Annotated in this window: 18 protein-coding genes and 1 pseudogene; 11 read left to right on the top strand and 8 right to left on the bottom strand. The window is 62.7% G+C overall.

The features are described from left to right. Positions 1 to 7: 7 nt before the first annotated feature. On the top strand, positions 8 to 700 hold the full coding sequence (locus MRBLPB4O_RS14425) for a response regulator transcription factor (protein ID WP_132845811.1): 693 nt from the start codon (positions 8 to 10) through the stop codon (positions 698 to 700). Beyond that, complete coding sequence (locus MRBLPB4O_RS14420) at positions 697 to 1962, top strand: HAMP domain-containing sensor histidine kinase (protein WP_341795626.1); 1266 nt, start codon at positions 697 to 699, stop codon at positions 1960 to 1962. Before MRBLPB4O_RS14425 ends, MRBLPB4O_RS14420 begins: the two co-directional genes overlap by 4 nt. Here the strand turns inward: MRBLPB4O_RS14420 and MRBLPB4O_RS14415 are convergent. The 3 genes from MRBLPB4O_RS14415 to MRBLPB4O_RS14405 form a co-directional block, all read right to left on the bottom strand. Next, on the bottom strand, positions 1955 to 2950 hold the full coding sequence (locus tag MRBLPB4O_RS14415) for an aldo/keto reductase (RefSeq protein WP_341795625.1): 996 nt from the start codon (positions 2948 to 2950) through the stop codon (positions 1955 to 1957). The two genes, MRBLPB4O_RS14420 and MRBLPB4O_RS14415, sit on opposite strands and share 8 nt — an antisense overlap. Before the next feature lie 96 nt (positions 2951 to 3046). Continuing rightward, complete coding sequence (locus tag MRBLPB4O_RS14410) at positions 3047 to 3898, bottom strand: LysR family transcriptional regulator (RefSeq protein ID WP_341795624.1); 852 nt, start codon at positions 3896 to 3898, stop codon at positions 3047 to 3049. A 116-nt stretch (positions 3899 to 4014) separates the two neighbouring features. Continuing rightward, the gene (locus MRBLPB4O_RS14405; RefSeq protein ID WP_341795623.1) at positions 4015 to 5199 is read right to left on the bottom strand and encodes an MFS transporter; all 1185 of its coding nucleotides are present in this window, start codon (positions 5197 to 5199) and stop codon (positions 4015 to 4017) included. A 359-nt stretch (positions 5200 to 5558) separates the two neighbouring features. On the opposite strand from MRBLPB4O_RS14405, the gene MRBLPB4O_RS14400 reads away from it, so the two are divergent. Together MRBLPB4O_RS14400 and MRBLPB4O_RS14395 are read left to right on the top strand one after the other, a co-directional pair. Next, positions 5559 to 6683: an MFS transporter gene (locus tag MRBLPB4O_RS14400; protein WP_243055441.1), complete on the top strand. Its 1125-nt coding sequence runs from the start codon at positions 5559 to 5561 to the stop codon at positions 6681 to 6683. Between the two features lie 37 nt (positions 6684 to 6720). Then, complete coding sequence (locus MRBLPB4O_RS14395) at positions 6721 to 7371, top strand: alpha/beta family hydrolase (RefSeq protein ID WP_341795622.1); 651 nt, start codon at positions 6721 to 6723, stop codon at positions 7369 to 7371. A gap of 138 nt (positions 7372 to 7509) precedes the next feature. On the opposite strand, the gene MRBLPB4O_RS14390 is transcribed toward MRBLPB4O_RS14395, so the two are convergent. Continuing rightward, positions 7510 to 8391: a LysR family transcriptional regulator gene (locus MRBLPB4O_RS14390; protein ID WP_019473596.1), complete on the bottom strand. Its 882-nt coding sequence runs from the start codon at positions 8389 to 8391 to the stop codon at positions 7510 to 7512. Positions 8392 to 8560: 169 nt separating this feature from the next. Here MRBLPB4O_RS14390 and MRBLPB4O_RS14385 point away from each other — a divergent pair, with 169 nt between their 5' ends. Beyond that, positions 8561 to 10204, top strand: coding sequence for an acetolactate synthase large subunit (locus MRBLPB4O_RS14385; protein WP_132845798.1), 1644 nt, complete (start codon positions 8561 to 8563; stop codon positions 10202 to 10204). Positions 10205 to 10269: 65 nt separating this feature from the next. On the opposite strand, the gene MRBLPB4O_RS14380 is transcribed toward MRBLPB4O_RS14385, so the two are convergent. Both MRBLPB4O_RS14380 and MRBLPB4O_RS14375 read right to left on the bottom strand, forming a co-directional pair. After that, on the bottom strand, positions 10270 to 12810 hold the full coding sequence (locus MRBLPB4O_RS14380; RefSeq protein ID WP_341795621.1) for an HWE histidine kinase domain-containing protein: 2541 nt from the start codon (positions 12808 to 12810) through the stop codon (positions 10270 to 10272). A gap of 100 nt (positions 12811 to 12910) precedes the next feature. Continuing rightward, positions 12911 to 13702 (bottom strand): helix-turn-helix transcriptional regulator, encoded by a 792-nt coding sequence (locus tag MRBLPB4O_RS14375; protein WP_341795620.1) that lies wholly within the window; start codon positions 13700 to 13702, stop codon positions 12911 to 12913. 194 nt (positions 13703 to 13896) lie between these two features. Here MRBLPB4O_RS14375 and MRBLPB4O_RS14370 point away from each other — a divergent pair, with 194 nt between their 5' ends. The 3 genes from MRBLPB4O_RS14370 (at position 13897) to MRBLPB4O_RS14360 (ending at position 17089) form a co-directional block, all read left to right on the top strand. Then, positions 13897 to 15261 carry an APC family permease gene (locus MRBLPB4O_RS14370; RefSeq protein ID WP_341795618.1) on the top strand — a complete coding sequence of 455 codons (1365 nt, stop codon included), beginning with the start codon at positions 13897 to 13899 and terminating at the stop codon, positions 15259 to 15261. A 12-nt stretch (positions 15262 to 15273) separates the two neighbouring features. Beyond that, on the top strand, positions 15274 to 16377 hold the full coding sequence (locus MRBLPB4O_RS14365) for a P1 family peptidase (protein ID WP_341795617.1): 1104 nt from the start codon (positions 15274 to 15276) through the stop codon (positions 16375 to 16377). A 76-nt stretch (positions 16378 to 16453) separates the two neighbouring features. Beyond that, the gene (locus tag MRBLPB4O_RS14360; protein ID WP_341795616.1) at positions 16454 to 17089 is read left to right on the top strand and encodes a dTMP kinase; all 636 of its coding nucleotides are present in this window, start codon (positions 16454 to 16456) and stop codon (positions 17087 to 17089) included. An 8-nt stretch (positions 17090 to 17097) separates the two neighbouring features. On the opposite strand, the gene MRBLPB4O_RS14355 is transcribed toward MRBLPB4O_RS14360, so the two are convergent. Next, on the bottom strand, positions 17098 to 18003 hold the full coding sequence (locus MRBLPB4O_RS14355) for a LysR substrate-binding domain-containing protein (RefSeq protein WP_341795615.1): 906 nt from the start codon (positions 18001 to 18003) through the stop codon (positions 17098 to 17100). A 93-nt stretch (positions 18004 to 18096) separates the two neighbouring features. Between MRBLPB4O_RS14355 and MRBLPB4O_RS14350 the strand changes: the two genes are divergently transcribed. The 3 genes and pseudogenes from MRBLPB4O_RS14350 to MRBLPB4O_RS14340 form a co-directional block, all read left to right on the top strand. Next, the gene (locus MRBLPB4O_RS14350; protein ID WP_341795614.1) at positions 18097 to 19488 is read left to right on the top strand and encodes an MFS transporter; all 1392 of its coding nucleotides are present in this window, start codon (positions 18097 to 18099) and stop codon (positions 19486 to 19488) included. Next, a complete protein-coding gene (locus tag MRBLPB4O_RS14345) occupies positions 19460 to 19837 on the top strand; it encodes a DUF4440 domain-containing protein (RefSeq protein ID WP_341795613.1) in 378 nt (125 codons plus the stop codon). Before MRBLPB4O_RS14350 ends, MRBLPB4O_RS14345 begins: the two co-directional genes overlap by 29 nt. 7 nt (positions 19838 to 19844) lie before the next feature. Further along, positions 19845 to 20024: pseudogene (locus MRBLPB4O_RS14340) on the top strand (TraR/DksA C4-type zinc finger protein); the annotation flags it as partial. Between the two features lie 50 nt (positions 20025 to 20074). On the opposite strand, the gene MRBLPB4O_RS14335 reads toward MRBLPB4O_RS14340, so the two are convergent. Further along, positions 20075 to 20515, bottom strand: a complete 441-nt coding sequence (locus tag MRBLPB4O_RS14335; RefSeq protein WP_016714074.1) for an Lrp/AsnC family transcriptional regulator — start codon at positions 20513 to 20515, stop codon at positions 20075 to 20077. Positions 20516 to 20543 lie beyond the last annotated feature (28 nt).

Genomic DNA, 20543 nt, shown 5'->3' with positions numbered 1-20543 from the left:
GGCCCCGATGATCCCTGTGCTGCTGGTCGACGACGACCGCGAACTGACTGAAATGCTTTCTTTGTACCTGGCGCGCGAAGGCTTCCAGGCCACGGCGGTGGCTACCGGTGAAGAAGGCGAGACCCAGGCGTTGTCCGGTCACTTCCAGGTGGTGGTGCTGGACGTGATGCTGCCGGGTATCTCTGGCATCGAAGTGCTGCGGCGCGTGCGTGCGCGCAGCCAGGTGCCGGTGCTGCTGCTGACCGCGCGTGGCGACAATATCGACCGTATTGCCGGCCTTGAGCTGGGCGCCGATGACTACGTACCCAAGCCCAGTTCCCCGGGTGAACTGGTGGCACGCCTGCGGGCGATATTGCGCCGGGTGCAGCCGCACCCGACGGGCGAGGGCAGTGCGCCCGAACACGTGCGCACGGGCGCATTGAAAATGTGGCCGGGCCGCCGTGAAGCGCACTGGGGCGAAGCCACGCTGGAGCTGACCGGCTCGGAGTTCAGCCTGCTCGAAGCGTTGGCCCGCCAGGCTGGCCAGCTGGTCAGCAAGCAGGACCTGTCACTCAATGCCTTGGGTCGGCCGTTGACCCGTTATGACCGGCGTATCGACGTGCACGTCAGCAGCATCCGGCAAAAGCTCGGCCCGCGTGCCGACGGCAGCAGCTGGATCCAGAGCGTGCGTGGCATGGGCTACATGCTGATAGTCGAATGATGCGCCGGCGCCTGTTCTGGAAGCTGTTCCTGGCGTTCTGGCTGGCCAACTGCCTGACTTTCCTGGTGGGTGCGGGTGCCTTCATGCTCAATGACTGGCGCGGCGATACCCCGGCGCTGCGTTCGCTGCTGGCCACCGAACTGCAGCTACTGCAGCGTTACGGTGAGCAGGCAGGCCGGCAACTGCTGGAGGTGTCACCGCAGCCGCCGGATGTGCAAGTGGGCCTTTATGACAGTAAAGGCCAGCTGCTGGCGGGCAGGGCGGTGTCGGTGTCGCGTTTCGAGCAGGCGTTGAGCGACCGCGAGGGTCGCCCGCTGGTGCTGCGTGCGTCGGTGGCCACGGTGCTTGGCGAACCGCCGCGCCCGCGGGGCATGGGCCCGCTGTTCACCGGCACGCTGATGAGTGCGCTGTTTGCCTTCCTGTGCAGCCTTTACCTGACTCGCCCGTTGGCCTGGCTGCGCGAAGCCATGGCCCAGGTGGCCCAGGGTAGGTTCGATGTGCGCGTGAAGCCCAGGCTGGGCAAGCGGCGCGACGAGATTGTTGAACTGGCCGAGGACTGCGACCGCATGGCCGGCCAGCTAAAGGCCCTGGTGCAGGCGCAGCAGAACCTGCTGCACGATATTTCCCACGAACTGCGTTCACCGCTGACCCGCATGCATGCCGCCATCGGCCTGATGCGTCAGCAACCCGACCGACATGACATGCTGGAGCGGGTGGAGCGCGAGTCACGGCGCATGGACGACCTGATCGAGCAGCTACTGACCTTGGCCCGCGCCCAGGCTCGGCAGGGCGACAGCGACTTTGCCAGTGTGGATGTGGTAGACGTGCTGGCGCAGATCGTTGAAGACGCCCGTTTCGAGGCAGGCATGAAGCAGTGTCAGGTGTCCCTGCAAGCCCAAGGCGCGTTTCTTATCCATGGGCATGAAGAGTTGCTGTACCGGGCGTTCGAGAACATCATCCGCAACGCCGTGCGCTACACCGCCGCCGGCACAGAAGTGTTGGTGCAGGCTGCGCTGGCACCGGGCGGGCAATGGTTCCAGGTCAGTGTCAGCGACCACGGTCCGGGCGTAGACCCGGCGCGGCTGAAGCGCATCTTCGAGCCGTTCGACCGAGGTACCGACAGCAGCGACGATGGCTTTGGCCTGGGCCTGGCGATTGCCCAGCGGGCCATCGCCCTGCATGGCGGCTGCATCACCGCGCTGGCCGCAACCAGCGGCGGGCTGCGGGTGCGCATCGAGCTGCCGCAAGCCCGCCCTACTTGAAGCCGGTTACCGCATGGGGGACGTAAGGGGCCTGCAAGCGCGCCACCTCGGCCTCGCTCAGCTGCAGTGACAACGCGCCCAGTGCATCGTCCAGGTGGGCGGGCTTCGAGGCGCCGACGATAGGGGCGCTGACGCCGGCCTTACCCAGTACCCAGGCCAGCGCAACCTGGGCCATCGGCACGCCCCGTTCGCCGGCGATCTGCTCGACCACGTCGATCACCCGGCCGTCTTCCACCTCGGTCTTTTCATAGAACGACTGGCCGGATACATCGCTGCGCGTGCGTGCGGTCTGCTGCCCGTGCGGCCGTGTCAGGCGCCCGCGGGCCATCGGGCTCCAGGGCATCAGGCCGACCCCCTGGTCCAGGCACAGCGGGATCATTTCGCGTTCTTCTTCGCGGTAGATCAGGTTGAGGTAGTTCTGCATCGACACGAAACGGCTCCAACCGTTACTGGCCGCCACCTGCTGTGCCTTGGCGAACTGCCAGGCGTACATCGACGATGCACCGATGTAACGCGCCTTGCCGGCCCTGACCACGTCGTGCAGGGCTTCCATGGTCTCCTCGATGGGGGTGTGGTAGTCCCAGCGGTGGATCTGGTAAAGGTCGACGTAGTCGGTGCCCAGGCGGGTAAGGCTGGCGTCGATGTTGGCCATGATCGCCTTGCGCGACAGGCCTTGTTCATTGGGCCGGCTGGCGCCTTCCCACATGTTGGCCGGGAAGAACACCTTGGTGGCGATCACGGTTTCTTCGCGACGGGTGAACTCCTTAAGCAGTTTGCCGAGGATGATTTCCGAAGTGCCGGCCGAATAGCTGTTGGCGGTGTCGAAGAAGTTGATGCCTTGCTCGACGGCATGGCGAATGATGGGGCGGCTGGCGTCTTCGCCCAAGGTCCAGGGATGAGTGCCGGCGTCGGGTTCGCCGAAGGTCATGCAGCCCAGGCACAACCTGGAGATGTCCAGCCCGGTGTTACCCAGCTTTACGTATTGCATCGTCGTCTCCTTCAAGGGCGTTAGTGATGGAGTTAGCCTAACGCGGGCAGCCTTGCGCGAAAATTCCATATTGATGCAGGTCCAGTCCGCAAAAATTCACAAGCGCAGCAGTGGCCGCACTTGTTGCTGGAGGAAGTCGGTAACTGCCTTGATCCGTGGGGTGGCGCGCACGTCCTCATGCACTGCGAGCCAGATTTCGATGCTCATGGTCTGCTCGGCGCTGCCGGCTTCCTTCAGGCCGTGCTCCTGCGCCATGAACGCGGGCAGGCAGGCGATTCCGATGCCGCCGGCACAGGCTTGAGCCTGGATGCGCAGGTCATTGCTGTGCAGCGCAAAGGGCTGCTGGCCGGCTTGCCGGTTCAGCCATTGCTGTTGAGGGGAACTGGCCTGCGACTCGTCGTAACCGATGTAGCGCCGGGCCGCCGCGCTGGCCAGGTAGCCGGGCGAGGCGTACAGCCGGTAGGCCAGGTGGCCCAGAAGGCTGGCAACCAGGGTCGGTTCTGTGGGCCTGGCCAGGGCGATGCTGATGTCGGCTTCGCGGCGGGCCAAGGATGCCTTTGATTTGCTGCCCACCAGCTTCAGGCGCAACTGTGGGTAGCGCTGGTACAGCTCGCCCAGGCGCCGGGCGACGATGCTGCCGAGCAGTGCCGGTGGTGCCGACAGCACCACTTCGCCTTCTACCGCCTGTTGGCCGGCGCTGGCGAAATGTTCAAGGGCGAAGGAGGACAGGGTCATTTGCTCGGCAAGTTCGGCAACGCGTCGGCCTTCGTCGGTGAGCACATAGGCGCGGGGACGCCGGTCGACCAGCTTGAGCTTGAGCGAGGCTTCGAGCGAAGCGATGCGCCGGGCCACGGTGGCGTGGTCGACGCCCAGTGCCTTGGCGGCGGCGGACAGCGAACCGGCCGAGGTGAAGGCAGAGAAATGACGCAGGTCTTCCCAATCGAACATGAAGGGCTCGGCAGTGGCTTGTGCGGAAGGGGGTAGGGTAGCGTTTTCTGGGGGGCACTGTGGATTGCGGCGGGTTGGAGATTTTGGGGCTGCGCTGCAGCCCCACATGGCTGGCCTCAGTGGCCGCCTTTCATCCGTCGCGCCATCAGATAGATGCCCAGGCCAACCAGCGCAGTCGCGGCGCCGATATAGCCAGTACTGGTCCAGCCCATGCCCGCAGTAATCGCCATGCCACCCAACCATGGCCCCAGAGCATTCGCCAGGTTGAATGCGGCATGGTTGGACGCTGCAGCCAGGCTCGGCGCTTCATGGGCAATGTCCATCAGGCGGATCTGTAGCGGCGCGGCCAGGGCAATCATGGTACCCACCAGGCCGATACCCAACAGCAGGCTCCACAGCGCCTGGGCGGCGAAGGTGAAGAACAGCAGCACTGCGATCGACCACACCAGCACCAGCCCCACGGCGCGGAACTGCAGGCGGTCGAACAGTTTACCGCCGGCAATGTTGCCGACGATGCCGCCCACCCCGAACGCCGCCAGGCCGAACGGAATCCACTGTGGCGATACCTGGGTCACTTGCAGCATGGTCGGCGCCAGGTAGCTGAACACCGTGAACATGCCGGCGAAGCCGATCGAGGCGATGGCCAGCGCCATCCACACCTGCGGCAGCGTGAAGGCTTGCAATTCCTTGCGTGGGTCGCTGCGCACTTCGTCGTGGCGCTGCGGCACAAAGCGCCACACCAGGGCGATGGTGCACAGCGCGATGGCGCCAACCAGCACGAACGCCGAACGCCAGCCGAAAAACTGGCCCAGGTAGGTTGCCACCGGGTTACCGAGCAACATGGCCAAGGTCAGGCCCATCATCACCCGGGCAACCGCACCCGCGCGCTGGTCTTTGGCCACCATGCTCGATGCCACCACTGCGGCAATGCCGAAGTACGCGCCGTGTGGCAGGCCGCTGATGAAGCGGAAGGCAACCAGGCTGCTGAATGAGGGGGCGAAGGCAGTCGCCAGGTTGCCAACGGCGTACAAGGCCATCAGCAGCAATAGCATGTGCTTGCGCAGCAGCCGGGCGCCCAGAATCGCTAGCGTCGGGGCGCCAACCATCACCCCCAGTGCGTAGGCACTGATGGCATGGCCCACCTGGGGCTCACTCAATTGCAGGTTGCTGGCGATGTCGGGCATCAGGCCCATGATGGCGAATTCGCCGGTGCCGATGGCAAAGCTGCCCAGCGCCATGGCGGCTTCCATCTTCGCGACGGTGCTTTTACTGGGGAGAGGGGGTATTTCCTGGACTGACATCTGTATCCCTTTTGAAACATGCTGAAACGTTCAAGGCGGGATCATAGTCAATATTTGCCGATAACGTCGAGGAAGCTGACCGGCTGGGGCTTTTGGCCCTTTCTGCGTGCGGTCTTGAATGGCCGCTCGACGGTTTCATCACTGGGCTACCGGGTGGAGTACAAAAGTACTCTGCTTGGATTTCCGGCACACAACAGCGAGCGCATAACTGAAATGCCGGGATGTTATGGCAAGCCGTACGCCTGCTCTTTTAGACTGCCGCCTGCGTGCGCCGACATCCGGCCCGCTTGGTCGATAAGGTTGCTTTAGTGAATGCTGGCGTACGTTTTCCCGGGCCTTTGGGTATTTTCTGGCTGGGCCTGCTGCAAATCCTGGTGTGGGGTGGTTCGTTCTTCCTGCTGGCGGTGATGGGCAAGCCAATCCTGCGCGAGACTGGCTGGGACAGCGGCTGGGTGTATGGGGCGCTGTCGCTGGGCCTGATGGTTTCGGCGCTGCTGGCGCCGCTGTCCAGCCGCCTGGTGGCGCGTTATGGCGGGCGCTCGCAACTGGCCGCCAGCGGTGTGGTAGTAGGGCTGGGCTTGCTGGTGGTTGCCAACTGCCACAGCCTGCTGGTGTTCCTGCTGGCCTGGGTGATCATTGGCGCGGGGATGGCAATGGGGCTGTATGAAGCGCTGTTCGCCACCCTCGGTGCCTTGTATGCGGAACGGGCAGGGCGGGCGATTACCGGTATCACCCTGATTTCGGGGTTTGCCACCACCATCACCTGGCCGGTGGTGGCCCTGGCCATCGAGCAACTGGGCTGGCGCACGGCGTGTACGGCTTATGCGCTGGTGCTGATCGTTGCCGTGGCGCCGTTGTACCTCTGGGTGTTGCCGGCAGGCCAGCCCGCACACAAGGCCCAGGGCGTGACGGCGACGAGCAATCTGCCTGTGGACCGCCGCCTCTATTGGCTGCTGACTGCAATCTTTGCCATTGGCGCGATCATCATGACTGCCGTTTCGGTGCAGCTGGTCGCAGTACTGCAGGGCCAGGGGCATTCGCTGGCGGCTGCCATTGGCCTGAGTGCCTTGCTCGGGCCGAGCCAGGTGGCATCGCGGGTGCTGCAGATCATCGCCGGCAAGCGCCACCCGATCTGGACTGCACTGGTGTCATCGGTGCTGGTCGCCGTCGGCCTGACGCTGGTGGCCGTGGCGCCCGGCGTGACCGCGCTGGGCCTGCTGCTGTATGGCTGTGGCAATGGCCTGCGCGCCATTGTCAGGGGGCTGCTGCCGCTGGCCCTGATGCCGCCAGCCCAGTATGTTGCGCTGATGGGCAAGATGTCGCGCCCCTCGTTGGTTGGCCAGGCACTGACGCCTTTGGTGGGTGGCTACCTGTTCCAGCACTTCGGCGCGACGGGGGTACTGGCAACGCTGTCGGCGCTGGCATTGACCAGTGTCGTGCTGGTGTTGCTGGTGATGCATGGCCTGCCGCGGCAAACGGCGTGATCAGGCGCTACTCATTTGGCTAGCAAGGACGATAAAGATGTCAGATGCATTACGTAACCAGTTGCTTATCGATGGACCGGCCGGCCAGATCGAACTGCTGATCGACCACCCGGCCGGGCCGCCAAAGGGGGTGGTGCTGGTCAGTCACCCACAACCGCTGCTGGGCGGGAGCCCGCGCCATATTGTGCCGCTGACCCTGGCGCGTCAGCTGTGCGCAGCCGGTTGGCAGGTGGTGCGGCCGAGTTTTCGTGGGGTAGGGCAGACACAAGGCGCGCACGACGAGGGCATCGGCGAAGCGCAAGACTGCATCGCGGTCATCCGTCACTTCAGCCGGGAGTTGCCGGAGCTGCCAATAGCCTTGGTAGGGTTTTCTTTTGGTGCCTATGTGTTCGCCCGTGTGGCCTGTGCGCTTGAAGGGCAGTTGCAGGCAGTGGCGTTGCTGGGGCTGCCGGTGGGTGATGTACCGGGCGGGCGCTATTACGAGCCATTGCCGGTGCCTGCGGATTGCCTGCTGCTGCATGGCGAACAGGATGAAATGGCGCCGCTGGCCAACCTGTTGCAATGGGCAGGCCCGGGGCAACGGGCGGTGTCGGTTTATGCAGGTGCCAACCACTTTTTCAAGGGCTGCCTGGGGCGGGCGGCTGAGCAGGTGATCGCCCATCTGGCGTTGAAAACCGCAATACCCTAGAACGGCTGCGGTGGTCTGGCACCGGCGTTGCAGGTGTTCGCGGCTGGAGCCGCTCCCAAATTGATCGCACTGGCTTCAAGGCATGCGCCGTACCTGTGGGAGCGGCTTTAGCCGCGAAAGGGCCGGAACAGGCTAGCCTCACCGCTCCAGGTAATGCGTCTGCGCAGCAAAGTCGATGAACCGCTTGCTGGCCAGCGACAGGTATTCCCCGGAGCGCCAGCACAATCTGAAGCTCATCTGCTGCGCGGGCCGGAACGGCACCCCGACGATGCCCGGCGTGCGCTGCTGGACCGAGCGCAGCAGGGTCGCCACGCCCATGTTGTCCAGCGCGGCCTGCACCACCAGCGAGACGAAGTTGCTCTGCAACGCCACCTGGTAAGTAATGCCATGCTCGGCGAAGAACGCGTCCAGAAGGTGACGTTGAACGAACGTGCGGTCGAACACGACCATGTCGGTATTGCGCAGGTCTTGCGCCGTGAGAAAGGCTTTGCCGGCATAAGGGTGGTCAGGGTGCATGCACGCCAGCATCTCGTCACTGCCCAGCAGGATCGATTCCTTGTCGGGCGGCACTCGCCTGGACTCCAGCAGGGCCAGGTCGATTTCCCGTTGTTCCAGGCGATGGCCAATGTCCTCGGCACTGCCTTCGAACACGGTCATGGCAATGCCTGGATACAGCTGGCGGAAGGCGTTCATCAATCCCGGTACATAGTGCAGGCCGAACATGGGCGGGATGCCCAGGCGCACTTCACCGCGTTTCAGGTCGGCCATGTCGCGCAGCTCTTGTCGGGCAACATCCATCTCGCGCAGCGCCGACGCAATGCGTGGCAGGAACTGTTCGCCCTCGGCGGTAAGGATGACTTTGCGCGTGGTGCGGTTGAACAGGGTCACGCCCAGTTCTTCTTCCAGACGGGTTACGGCCATGCTCAGCGCAGGCTGGGCGATGTGCAAATGCTGGGCAGCCTTGGTGAAGCTGCCTTGGCGCACGATCTCGACGCAGCAGCGCAATGCCTTGAGGTTCATTAGGTGTTCTACCATTCATAACGAACTGTGATGCTAAGCATCATAACAATATATTTATTATTATTAACCAGAGGGCCTACGATGCGCGCCACTGAGACATCCTGCAATATCTCAGTCACGCAGCGTAATAATGCTGCAATCCCACAAAGATTTTGAGGTAGTACCCCAAATGGCCAAGGCCGCCGATGTCGTTGTGCAATGTCTGGAAAACGAAGGTGTCGAGTATGTGTTCGGCATTCCTGGTGAGGAAAACCTCGACCTGCTCGAATCCCTGCGCAAGTCGAAGATCAAGCTGGTACTGACCCGTCACGAGCAGTCTGCAGGTTTCATGGCTGCCACCTACGGCCGACTGACCGGCAAGACTGGCGTCAGCCTGTCCACCCTCGGCCCTGGCGCCACCAACCTGGTTACCGCCAGCGCCTACGCCTACCTGGGCGGCATGCCGATGATGATGATCACCGGGCAGAAGCCGATCAAGAAGTCCAAGCAGGGCCGCTTCCAGATCATTGACGTGTGCGGCATGATGGACCCCATCACCAAGTACACCCACCAGTTCGCCTCGGCCGACAACATCCCGGCCCGCATGCGCGAAGCCTTCCGCCTGGCTGAAGAAGAAAAGCCGGGTGCGGTACACCTGGAACTGCCGGAAGACATCGCCGCCGAGCAGACCGACGCACTGCCGATCCCGCGCAGCCTGCACCGCCGCCCGCTGGCCGAGCACGTCGCCATCGAAGCTGCCGTCGAGAAATTGCAGAACGCGCGCAACCCGATCCTGGTGATCGGCGCTGGCGCCAACCGCAAGATGACCGCCAAGGTCCTCAAGCAGCTGATCGACAAGACCGGCATCCCGTTCATCACCACCCAGATGGGTAAAGGTGTGGTCGATGAGCGCCACCCGCGCTTCCTGGGTAACGCTGCGCTGTCGTCGGGTGACTTCGTGCACCGCGCCGTCGAAGCCGCCGACCTGATCATCAACATCGGCCACGACGTGATCGAGAAGCCGCCGTTCTTCATGGTCCGTGGTGGCACCGAAGTCATTCACATCAACTTCCGCTCTGCCGAAGTCGATGCTGTTTACTTCCCGCAGGTTGAAGTGATCGGCGACATCGCCAACGCCGTGTGGCAGATCAGCGAAGCGCTGAACGACACCTCGCACTGGGACTTCACCCGCCTGATGGCGATTCGTGAAGCCAACGAAGCCCAGATCGCCGAAGGCGCTGACGACAACCGCTTCCCGGTCTACCCGCAGCGCATGGTTGCCGACATCCGTCGCGTTCTGCCGTCCGAAGGCATCGTTGCCTTGGACAACGGCATCTATAAGATCTGGTTCGCCCGTAACTACAAGGCGCACAAGCCGAACACCGTGCTGCTGGACAACGCCCTGGCCACCATGGGCGCCGGCCTGCCATCGGCCATGGCGGCGCACCTGGTGCACCCGGACCGCCCGGTGATCTCGGTGTGCGGCGACGGCGGCTTCATGATGAACAGCCAGGAGCTGGAAACCGCAGTACGCCTGGGCATGCACATCACCGTGGTGATCCTGCGTGACGATGGCTACGGCATGATCCGCTGGAAGCAGGCCAACATGGGCTTCACCGATTTCGGCCTGGACTACGGCAACCCGGACTTCGTCAAATACGCCGAAGCCTACGGTGCCAATGGTCACCGTGTGGAAAGCGCCGAAGGCCTGCTGCCGCTGCTGGAACACTGCATCAAGACCCCAGGCGTGCATGTTATCGACTGCCCGGTCGATTACAGCGAGAACGACCGCATCCTCAACAGCGAGCTGCGTGAGCGCGCGCTGGCGGTGTAAGCCCTGAGGTACGGCGCCAGCGCAAGGCTGGCGCCTTTCCCTGAGGAGCGGCCTGGTATCGCCTTTCAGCGATCCAGCAGGCCCCGCAGGCTGGCCAGGATGCTGTTGGCGTCGTAAGGCTTGCGCGCTACGGGGACGCCCTTCAAGTGCTCGGGAATGCTGATGCCATCGCCGTAGCCTGTGGCAAACAGGAATGGAACCTGACGGCGCACCAGTTCATCGGCCACGGAAATGGATGTGCCGGTGCCCAGGTTGACATCCAGTATCGCAACGTCCGGTGTGCGGCGGGCGAGCAATTGCATTGCCTCGGCTTCGGAATTGGCGGTGATCACGTCTTTGATTTGAGCATCGTTGAGAATCTGCTCCAAGCCGACTGCAATCACCAACTGGTCTTCGAGGATCAGCACGCACAAGCCCGCCCGTGTTGCAAAGGTATCGCCTACGCGGGCCAGGACCGAGGCCGGGATGGCTGGCTCGAAGGTGTCAGCGACGGTCAGGTGCTTGTCAGGGATCCTGAAAACGCCTTGCAGGCCTTTGGGGTAATATTCCACCGTGCTGGTGCCGCCCAGGTCGAACGGGATACTGCGGTCGATCAGTACCGAGCCAAAGCCAGTGCGGCTGGGCGGGCGTACCGTTGGCCCGCCACTTTCACGCCAGCTGATGACGCAGGCGCTGGCGGCGTCGATCGCCCAGCTCACCGCAAGCTTGCCGCCGGCCCGCGACAGTGCACCATACTTGGCCGCATTGGTGGCCAGCTCGTGCAGCACCAGGGCCATCACCGAGTAGGCGCGCGCGTCGAGGATGACGTTCGGGCCTTGCAGCTCGATCACCCCGGCAGCCGTGCGATAGGGTGAAAGCTCGGCCTCCAGCAGCATTGCCAGGCGGCCGCCACCATCACCACGCACCACTTGGTCGTGGGCCAGTGACAATGCCTGGATACGTCCTTTGAGGGTGGCCACATAGTCCTGGAGGGTCTGGCTCTCGGAAGTCGGGTGGGCAACCAGCGCACCAATCAGTGACAGGATGTTCTTGACCCTGTGATTGAGCTCCTCGTTAAGGATGCGCTGGCGCACTTCAGCCTTCGAGCGCTCGCTGGCCAGCAGCTCGCTGTTGTGCAGCACCACTTCGACGATGGCGGTGCGGATGGCATCGCCAAATTGGCGGTCCTGTTCGGTCCAGGGCAGCGACTGCTGGTGAACGGTTTCTTTCCAGATGGCGAAGCTTTTGCGCGGCGTCAGGCGATCGCCCAGCGCGCCGCTGTCGTAAGTTTTGTTCGGGTCCCCGGCCCAGTCGAGCGTCTCGATGACCTCCTTGCGAAAGAAGATCAGGTAATCCCTCGGCTGCTGCGACATCGGGATGATCAGCACGCCGGATACGTCGCTGAAGTACGCCTTGGCAGAGGGAAGCACCATCGACAGGCGGTTGGACGCCCAGGTACGGCCATCGGTAACCATATCCGCCAGGCGCAACAGGTCGGGCACGGCAGCTTTGGGCACTGCCAGCCCGGCCGATGCCCAGCGGCCTTGCAACGACATGCCGATGCCATCGCAGGGGATCAGCGACATCAGCCGCGGCAGGCGTGAGTGGAAGAACCCATCGATGTCCGCTGACTGGTTGGCATTGCGCACGATGGTGTCCAGTGCTTTGTGAACCCGTACGGCGGCTTCGAGTTTTTGCCGGCTGCGCAGGGTCTCGATATGCAACGCGAAGAACTCGCCGAACATTTCGGCGGCCACCCGCTGCCCCATGGCCAGAGTACGCGGTGCGTAGTGGTGGCAGGCGATCAACCCCCATAGCTCGCCGTTGACGATGACCGATATCGACATGGAGGCGCCCACGCCCATGTTGCACAGGTACTCGCAATGGACCGGCGACACGCTGCGCAGGTGCGCGTAGGACAGGTCGAGCGGTTCGCCTGACGGGTCAAGGACCGGCTCGATGGCGACCGTTTTGAACTGGGCGTCGGAAATCACCCGGATCGGGTTGCGCAGGTAAAGCGCTCGGGCCTGCTGCGGGATGTCGGAGGCGGGGAAGTACTGGCCCATGAAGCTTTCAAGGTCGCCACGTTTGGCTTCGGCGACCACCTTGCCGGCACCGTCTGCGCCGAGCTGGTAGATCATCACCCGGTCGTAGCCCAGTACGGCCCGGACAAAGCGGGCAGCGTCGCGGAACAATTTGCCGGTCTGGTCGATTTCGCGCAGCTGCGCAATCAGGGTACGGGCCAGCTCGATGGGCTCGGCGATGCTGGCGCCGGCCGGTTCGAACTCCAGGATGGCCGTACCTTTGAACAGGTGGGCGGCGATATCGAACGCCTGGCCGTTGGGCAGCATCACGCTGAAGCTGAGTACAGGACGCGAGGCTTCGCGGGTACGGGCCAGCGCGTTGCGCAGGGCATGGGCTACCTCGTCCCCTAGCACCGCGTGCAGCTTCTGGCCGTTGATATCGCCCGCCAGGCCCAGCATATGCGGAGCGTTGACCGAATGGCGCAGGACCACTGTCGCGGATGCATCACAGGCCAGCAGGCAGCCGTGGGGCTGGATGCTGCCAGGGATCTGGATGGGTTCGCGGTCGCAGTTGGTCAGGTTTACTTGTGGGTCGAAGGTCATTTGGCCCGTGCCTAAGGGTAAAGAGTAGGCTGCCAGGACGGCCGCCATCGTCAGCCTAGCAGGCATTGTCCGCCTTGGGCATCGCCGGGTGGTTGCCTTTTCAAGCTGATGGGATCTCTCCCCGTTCATCTGCGAACCCCAGCTCCCGTATGAACATCGAAAACAATTCGGGGTGAGACGAGATGTTCAGCTTCGCGTACAGGTGGCGCCGGTGCACCTTTATGGTTTCTGGCGAGATCCCCAGCCGTTGCGCCATCGCTTTCGACGAGTAGCCGCGCAGGATAAGGCGGGCGATTTCCAGCTCCCGCTCGGACAACAGGCCTTGGGCAAACCTGGCCAACGCATCGCCAACCGGTGCCTGCACGGGCACCGGCACGCCACTACGCGCCCAGTGCTGCCCAAGCAGCGCCAGCACCCAGGCACTGATCAGGTTGAGCTTGCCCAGCTCTGTTGCGTCGAAAGCGCGGCGCATGCCCAGTGACAGCGACAATACCCCATCGGGCAGCTGCAACAGGAACTGGACTTCGTCGACCAGCACATGGTCCTGAAAGTAGTTCTGGTAATAATCCGTTTGCCAGAAATGGTCTGGCGCCACTTCTTCCAGGTGGTAGCAACCACTGGCCAAGCCTTCGCGGGCGGCCTGGTAGAAGGGGTCGAGCAGATACAACCCGTCGAGGTACAGCTCACCCGCTGCGGGCGCTGGCGCTGCATCGTATTCCTCCAGCACTTGTGGGGCGCCTTGGGGAGGGAAGTGCATCGCCAGCGCGTTGTCGAACGGCACCCAATGCCTCAGCACCAGGATCAGCTGACGCCAGAAGCGCGGGCTGCCAATCTGCTCGATCGTTCTGGCCAGCGCGGTGTGGCCGGCAACCTCATGAAAGAGAATTTCCACGACAGCGTCCTTGAAAGAAGTAGCGCATTGGCACCCGCTTTGCCTCAGCTGTCAACCGGGGGTACCCCTTAGTGGGAATTGTCCTGCCGGGCGCCGCCGCATAGATTTCCTAACTATCAAGCGGGCCGTCGAGCTCGCCACGTTTCGCTTACTGGTTCTGCCTCTGACACTAACAACAACGTGAGGATGAACAAATGACGTCCTGTAGTGCACCCACCCCAGAACTCAAACCGACGCTGAGCGTCGCAGATGTAGTCGCCATCACCGTGTCTTCGGTCACACCCGCAAGCTCCGTCTTCGTCATCGCGCCCTTTGCTATCGCCCAGGCAGGTACAGGTGTGATTTGGGCCTTCGTGCTCGGTGGTGTGCTGGCGCTGATGTTTGCGCTTTGCTATGCCGAACTGGGCCGCGCGCACAGTGCGGCAGGGGGTGAATACGTGTTTGCCAAGCGGGTATTTGGCGGGATGGCCGGTTACGCCACTTTCCTTACCGTGCTCGCGATGCTGGTGTTCATTCCACCGGTCTTGGCCACGGGGGCAGCCACTTACCTGAATGCAGCGCTCGGCACCCAGCTTGACGGGCAGACGGTGGCCTTGGTGATCGTGGCACTGGGCTATTTGCTTGGCATCCTCAACATCAAGCTCAACGCGTGGGTCACCGGCATTTGCCTGTTTCTTGAGGTGGCGGCACTGATGGTGATCGTGGTGTTGGGCTTTGGCCACGCCCAGCAACCGGTCAGCAGCCTTGTCAGCCCGCTGGTACTCGATAACGGGATACTGCACGCGGCGCCCTGGGCGCTGGTGATTGGTGCGGTGGGCACTGCGCTGTTCTCTTTCAACGGTTATGGCGGCGCCGTGTTGCTGGCCGAAGACATGAAATGTGGCGGGCTTGGTATTGCCAAGGCAGTTTTGTGGTCACTGGTGCTGGTGCTGGCCATCGAAGTGATCCCGCTGGTTGCGCTGCTGGTGGGTGCACCCTCGCTTGAGGCAATGCTGGCCAGCCCGGACCCCATCGGTTACCTGCTGACGGCCCATGGCAACGAAACGCTGTCGCGCCTGGTCAGCGCCGGGATTTTCCTTTCGGTGTTCAATGCCATCATTGCCCTGGTCATCCAGAGTGGGCGGGTGATCTACAGCAGCGGGCGGGATGCGTTGTGGATGCCGACCCTGAACCGCGCCTTCACCCGCATTCACCCCAAGTGGGAGTCGCCATGGCTGGCCACGCTGTTCCTCGCCGTGCCTTCCGCTGCCTTGACGTTCAGTTCCAACCTGTCGGAGCTCACGTCCTTCACCGTGCTGCTGATCCTGTGCGTGTACCTGGTAGTCGGGCTGTGCGCGCTGTTCAGCCGCGTGCTGCGCCGCGACCGTGAGCACCCTTACCGGATGCCACTGTGGCCACTGCCGGCCTTGGTTGCGGTGACCGGGGCCGGGTACCTGTTGACGACCCTGTTGAGTACGGCTTCAGCCCGGGACATTTTCATCATTCTTGGCATTCTGCTTACCTCTGTGTTGCTGTACGGCACGTATGGCAAGTTGAGCCCGGCCTTCCAGAAACTTTGAGCGAGAGACAAGATGCGAGCACGCGATTTCGGTATCACGCTGGGCCTTGGTCGGCCTGGCCCCCACAACGCTATTACCGATGTGCCGGGTGTACGGGTTGGCCACGCCACCCTGGACAAGCACCATAACGGCAAGCCTGTACGCACCGGTGTCAGTGTCATCGAGCCCCGCGAAGGCCCGGCGCGCCATCAACCGTGCTTTGCCGGCTGCCACGTGCTCAATGGCAATGGCGACGCCACAGGCCTGGAGTGGATTCGTGAGGCGGGCCTGTTGACGACAGCCATTGCCACCACCAACACGCACAGCGTCGGCGTTGTGCGCGATGCACTCATCGCCCATGAGCATGCGACCCTGGCGGACGCGTCGACCTACTGGTGCATGCCGGTGGTGATGGAGACCTACGACGGCGTGCTGAACGACATCTGGGGGCAGCATGTGAATGCGGACCTGGTTCAGCAAGCGCTGGGGGCGGCCCGTGGCGGGCCTGTTACCGAAGGTGCGGTAGGCGGTGGTACCGGCATGATCTGCCATGAATTCAAGGGCGGGATTGGTACTGCGTCGCGGGTATTGCCGGCAGAGCAGGGTAGCTGGACGGTGGGTGCTTTTGTCCAGGCCAACCATGGCCAGCGTCGCGAGCTGCGGGTGGATGGCTATCCCGTAGGGCGGGTGTTGCTCGATTTGCCCTCGCCATTTGATCAGCAGGACACTCCTGGAATGGGCTCGATCGTGGTGGTACTGGCCACTGATGCACCGTTGCTGCCGCATCAGTGCCAACGGCTGGCCCAACGTGCTGCGCTGGGTATTGCCCGCACGGGTGGCGGCACCGATGACTCCAGCGGCGATATCTTCCTGGCATTCTCGACGGGGAATACCGGGCTGGCGCCTGCCGACTACAATCGCCGCGATCTGCCGAGGACAGCGCAAGTGGCGATGGTCAACAATGACCATATATCGCCGCTGTTCGCGGCAGCGGCCGAGGCGGTGGAAGAGGCTATTGTCAACGCGATCCTGGCAGGCAGGACCATGCAGGCAGAGGATGGGCGAGAGGTGCCGGGCCTGGACGGTAAGCGGTTGCTGGCGGCCCTTGAACAAGTGGGTTGGAAGGCTCAGGGTTGACGTAGAAAGAGAATCGCTTGAAGACGAGCCACGATCAATGGTCTCATCCCGCGCCTGAGCCAACTGGTATTGAACGATGAACCGCCCGCTGTTTGTTTCCATTGATGGGCCCAAGGGTACCGGCAAGACCACGCTGCTGGAGGCCGTCACTCAAGCCTTGCGGCTTGACGGGAACAAGGTGATCCGCCTTTGTGAAAGAAAGAACGACCCTTGCCGGGGCGAGACCATGGCCCTGGTCAACCAGCTTGCCAGAAGCCCATGCCGGGAACTGGAGTTCAAGGTGTGCGAGCGCTTTGCCGAGAGCCGCGCCTGGATTTCCCGGCATGTGCTGCCCAGGCAGCCAGCTGACAGCATCATCCTGATTGATCGCTGGTACCCCTCCGATGCTGCGTTTCGCCGCACGGTGCCGTTTGACCAGATCTTGCGCCTGAACCTCGAACGAAAGGTGCAAGTGCCCGATTTGCATGTCGGGGTTGTCACAGCTCCTGAAACCTCATGGGCACGGGCCGCGGCGCGTACGCGTGGGCTGGGCAGTACGGTGATCCACAACCTGGATGAACAGGTGGCCTGTACCGAGGCGTTCGAGCGTGCCGTTGCAGCGCACGGCTGGGTGCTGTGCCGCAATGAAGGGACGATCGACGAGGCAACCCGGCAGGTGGTTGGGGAGATTCAGGGCGTGCTTGCACGCATGCGAGCTGTGCCAGCAACGTGATATGGCTGTTACAGCCCGGTGTCCTCGAGGGCCCATCGGGCTGCCAGCTTGTCAATGAAAACGCGTGTTGCAGCAGGTACATACATGCTGTTGCGGTACAACGCATGAATGGGTTGCCGTGCAAAGTGTTGTGGGTCAAGGACGGCGCTGAGCTTAGCCTTCGCGATGGCGTCGTCTACCAACCAGCTTGGCAGAAGCGCAACCCCGAGCCCGCGCAAGGCCATGTCCAGCAACGCCTCTGCGCTATCTGCCTGAAAGCGGGACGGGCGCACGAACTGGCAGCTTTCGGTCATGGACTGTGAGTTGAAGAAGCGCCAGGGCGCATCGCTCAGGTGCGTATGAGCCAGCCAGTGCACGTTGACCAGCGCCTCTGTCGAGCCAACCGGGTGCCGTAGCAGATACGCCGGGCTGGCGACCAGCTGCAAGGCATAGTCGCCAATCCTGGCGGCCTTGTAATCGGAGTCCGCCAACTCGCCTAGCCGTATTGCGACGTCGAAGCGTTCAGCAACCAGGTCACAGAGGTGCGATGACGCTACGTGCTCGATCGACAGATCGGGATGAGCCTCTGCCATGTCTGCCAGCACCGGCAGCACTGCACGCTGTGCAAAGGCGGAGGTACTGGTGATGCGTAACCGCCCGCCAAGCCCCGTGGATGACTGTTGCACGCTGGCTGTTGCGCGCTCCATCTGGTCAAGCAGCTGACGCGCTTCAACCAGAAACCGTTCACCGCAATCGGTCAGCACGGTGCGGCGGGTGTTACGGGCCAGCAGGCTGGCGCCCAGTTCAGCTTCCAGACGCCGTACATTGAAGCTGATCCGCGCCTTGGACTGGCCCAGCAACTGCGCAGCCTTGGTAAAGCTGCCGCTATCTGCAACGGCGACAAAGCTGGCAACGCGATTGAGGTCGAGCATCATTGTCAAAAATCAGTTAACAGTGTGGGCGCTATTACAGCACTTATGTCGCTGTCGGTGCAGGGGTACAGTCACGCTCGCTGACTGGAGTTCACCGTGGCCTTACTCAACCTGCGTCGTCGTATCACGCTGTTCTACTTGCTGGGTTTCTTCGTAGACCTGATCAATACCTTCATCACCGCCGTGGTTTCACCGAAGATAGGTGAAGCCCTGCACGCTGATGTCGCCACGCTCGCTTGGGTGAGTACGGCCTATCTACTCGGGCTGATGCTGGGGATGTTGCCCAGCCGATGGCTGGGGCAGCGCATGGGCGAGCGCTCAGTACTGCTCGGCTCACTGGTGTTTTTCTCAGGCGCCACACTGCTGATCGCCTGGTCGGGCCAGATGGCAACGCTGTTACCTTTACGCGGCCTGCAGGGTTTTGCAGCCGGGCTGTTCATTCCTCTGGGCCAGGCACTCGTCTACCGCCTGTATTCAGCGCATGAGCGGCCGAGGGTGACCATGGCGATTATGGCCATAGGCTTGCTAGCGCCAGCCGTATCACCCCTGGCAGGCGGTTGGTTGTCGCAACGGATGCCTTGGCAGTGGGTGCTGCTCGCCAGTCTTCCCATGGCACTGCTGGCTTTGATCCTGGGTGCTTGCTGGTTACCACGCCCGCCGTCAGCCACGCGCAATGAACCCTTTGATGGCAAAGGCTTGCTACTGGCTGGGGGAGGGGTGGCCAGCGGCTTGCTGGGTATGACTGATGCGGGTGGTGGCCAGGGTGGCATGGCTATGGCCTGGGCCGCACTGGCTGCAATCTTGCTCGGCAGCTACCTGCGTCACTCACGGCGTATCGCTGCACCCCTGTTGGACTTTTCGGTAATGCGCGAGCCCGTTTTCGCCGGATCGATGATGTTGTACCTGGCTGTGCCGGGCCTGTTCATCGGGGTAAACCTGTTGGCCATGCTTTACCTTCAGGCCGACCTTGGATGGACCGCAAGCGCAGCCGGCAGCCTGATGTTGCCATGGACCGTGGGGGCAGCGCTGGCGATCGCTTGCACCACCTGGTGTTACAGATCATTCGGGCCCACCCCGTTACTGCTGCTGGGGCTGGCGCTGCAGATACCGGGTTATGCACTGCTGGCGCTGGCTTCCAGCACGTCTTCACTGATGATTGCCTACGCGCTGCTCGGTGTCGGGGGGAGCTTATGCACCAGCGTCGCGCAAAGCGCTGCCTTCTCAGCATTGGCATCATCGGAACTTGGCCAGGCCAGTACCCTGTGGGCCCTGAACCGGCAGTTGAGCTTCTGCCTTGGCGTGACAGCCGTCAGCCTGGTTTTCAGCTTGCTGACCATGCTCTTCGAGGCCCGGCAAGCCTATCAAGCCACATTCATGCTGGCAGGAGGGGTGCAGGCAACCTGCCTGGCAGTCCTGTTCTGTCTGCGGATACGCTCACTTGTCAACCGAAAGGAACGCCATGAATCGGTATCTGAAAGAAGTCATTGATCTGCACGTATTGATCGAGGCGCGCTTCGCCAGGGGGGAGGGTTCTGTTGCAGCCATGGTCGAGCGGTTTCACGCGGATTTTTCTATGGTGACGCCTGCCGGTGCTCAGGTAGACCTGGGCGATGTTTCATCCCTGTTTGCTCAGCGTGCAGGGTCTCAGCCGGGATTGAGCATTGAGGTCGCCGAACTGGAAACCCTCGCACAATGGCCGGAGGGTGCAGTAGTGTGCTATCGCGAGACGCACCATTTGCCCGGCCAGAAAGCGAAGACACGGGTCTCGACCGCACTGTTCAGTGCTGTAGGGGGACGCGTGTTATGGCGCCATCTGCAGGAAACCTGGGCGGCTTGAGCTGCGCGAGCTGCTGGACAAGGTCGACGAAGCCCTGGAGCGCATTGCTCGGGGTGAGTACGGATGGTGCAAGGACACTGGCGAGCCCATCGGCCTGAAGCGCTTGCTGCTGCGGCCGACGGCGACACTGAGTATCGAGGCCAAGGAGCGGCAGGAACGCCAGGAGCGGCATATACGCGAAGCTTGATTCCCCAGGTGTGGATGGCACCGGCTTCGCCCGTGCCATCCTGCAGGTCGTCAGGCACCCTGGCGGTCGATATCACGGCGCAGGACTACCGACGTGGTAATGTCATCCACGGATTCGTGGCGCGCGACGTTGTCGCGAACCTGGTTGAGGTCGTCGATGGTCCGGGTCTCCACTTCAACCACCAGGTCGAGCTGACCGCTCACCGAGGAAACCCGCCGCACGCGTGCGTCAGTAGCCAGCTGGTCAAGCAGCCCCATGGCAGGCGTGCGCTGTAACGTTACCAGCAAGATAGCGCGTATGACATTGGCGTCTATCTCGCCGATATCCGCCCGATATCCGCGAATGATCCCGCTGCGTTCAAGGTTGGCAACGCGCTCGGTCGTGGCGCTTCTGGAAAGGCCTATGCGGCCGGCTAATGCCTTCAGCGCAATGCGCGCGTCCTTCGAAAGTACTTCAAGAATCTCACGATCTTTTGCATCCAGCTCACGCATTGCAGCACCCGATTAGCTCGCCGTCTTT

It is taken from the genome of Pseudomonas sp. LPB4.O (genome assembly GCF_038383825.1).
GTDB classification, from domain to species: domain Bacteria; phylum Pseudomonadota; class Gammaproteobacteria; order Pseudomonadales; family Pseudomonadaceae; genus Aquipseudomonas; species Aquipseudomonas putida.
The sequence above is the reverse complement of the archived record's forward strand: the minus strand, read 5'-3'. Positions and strand labels throughout refer to the sequence as shown.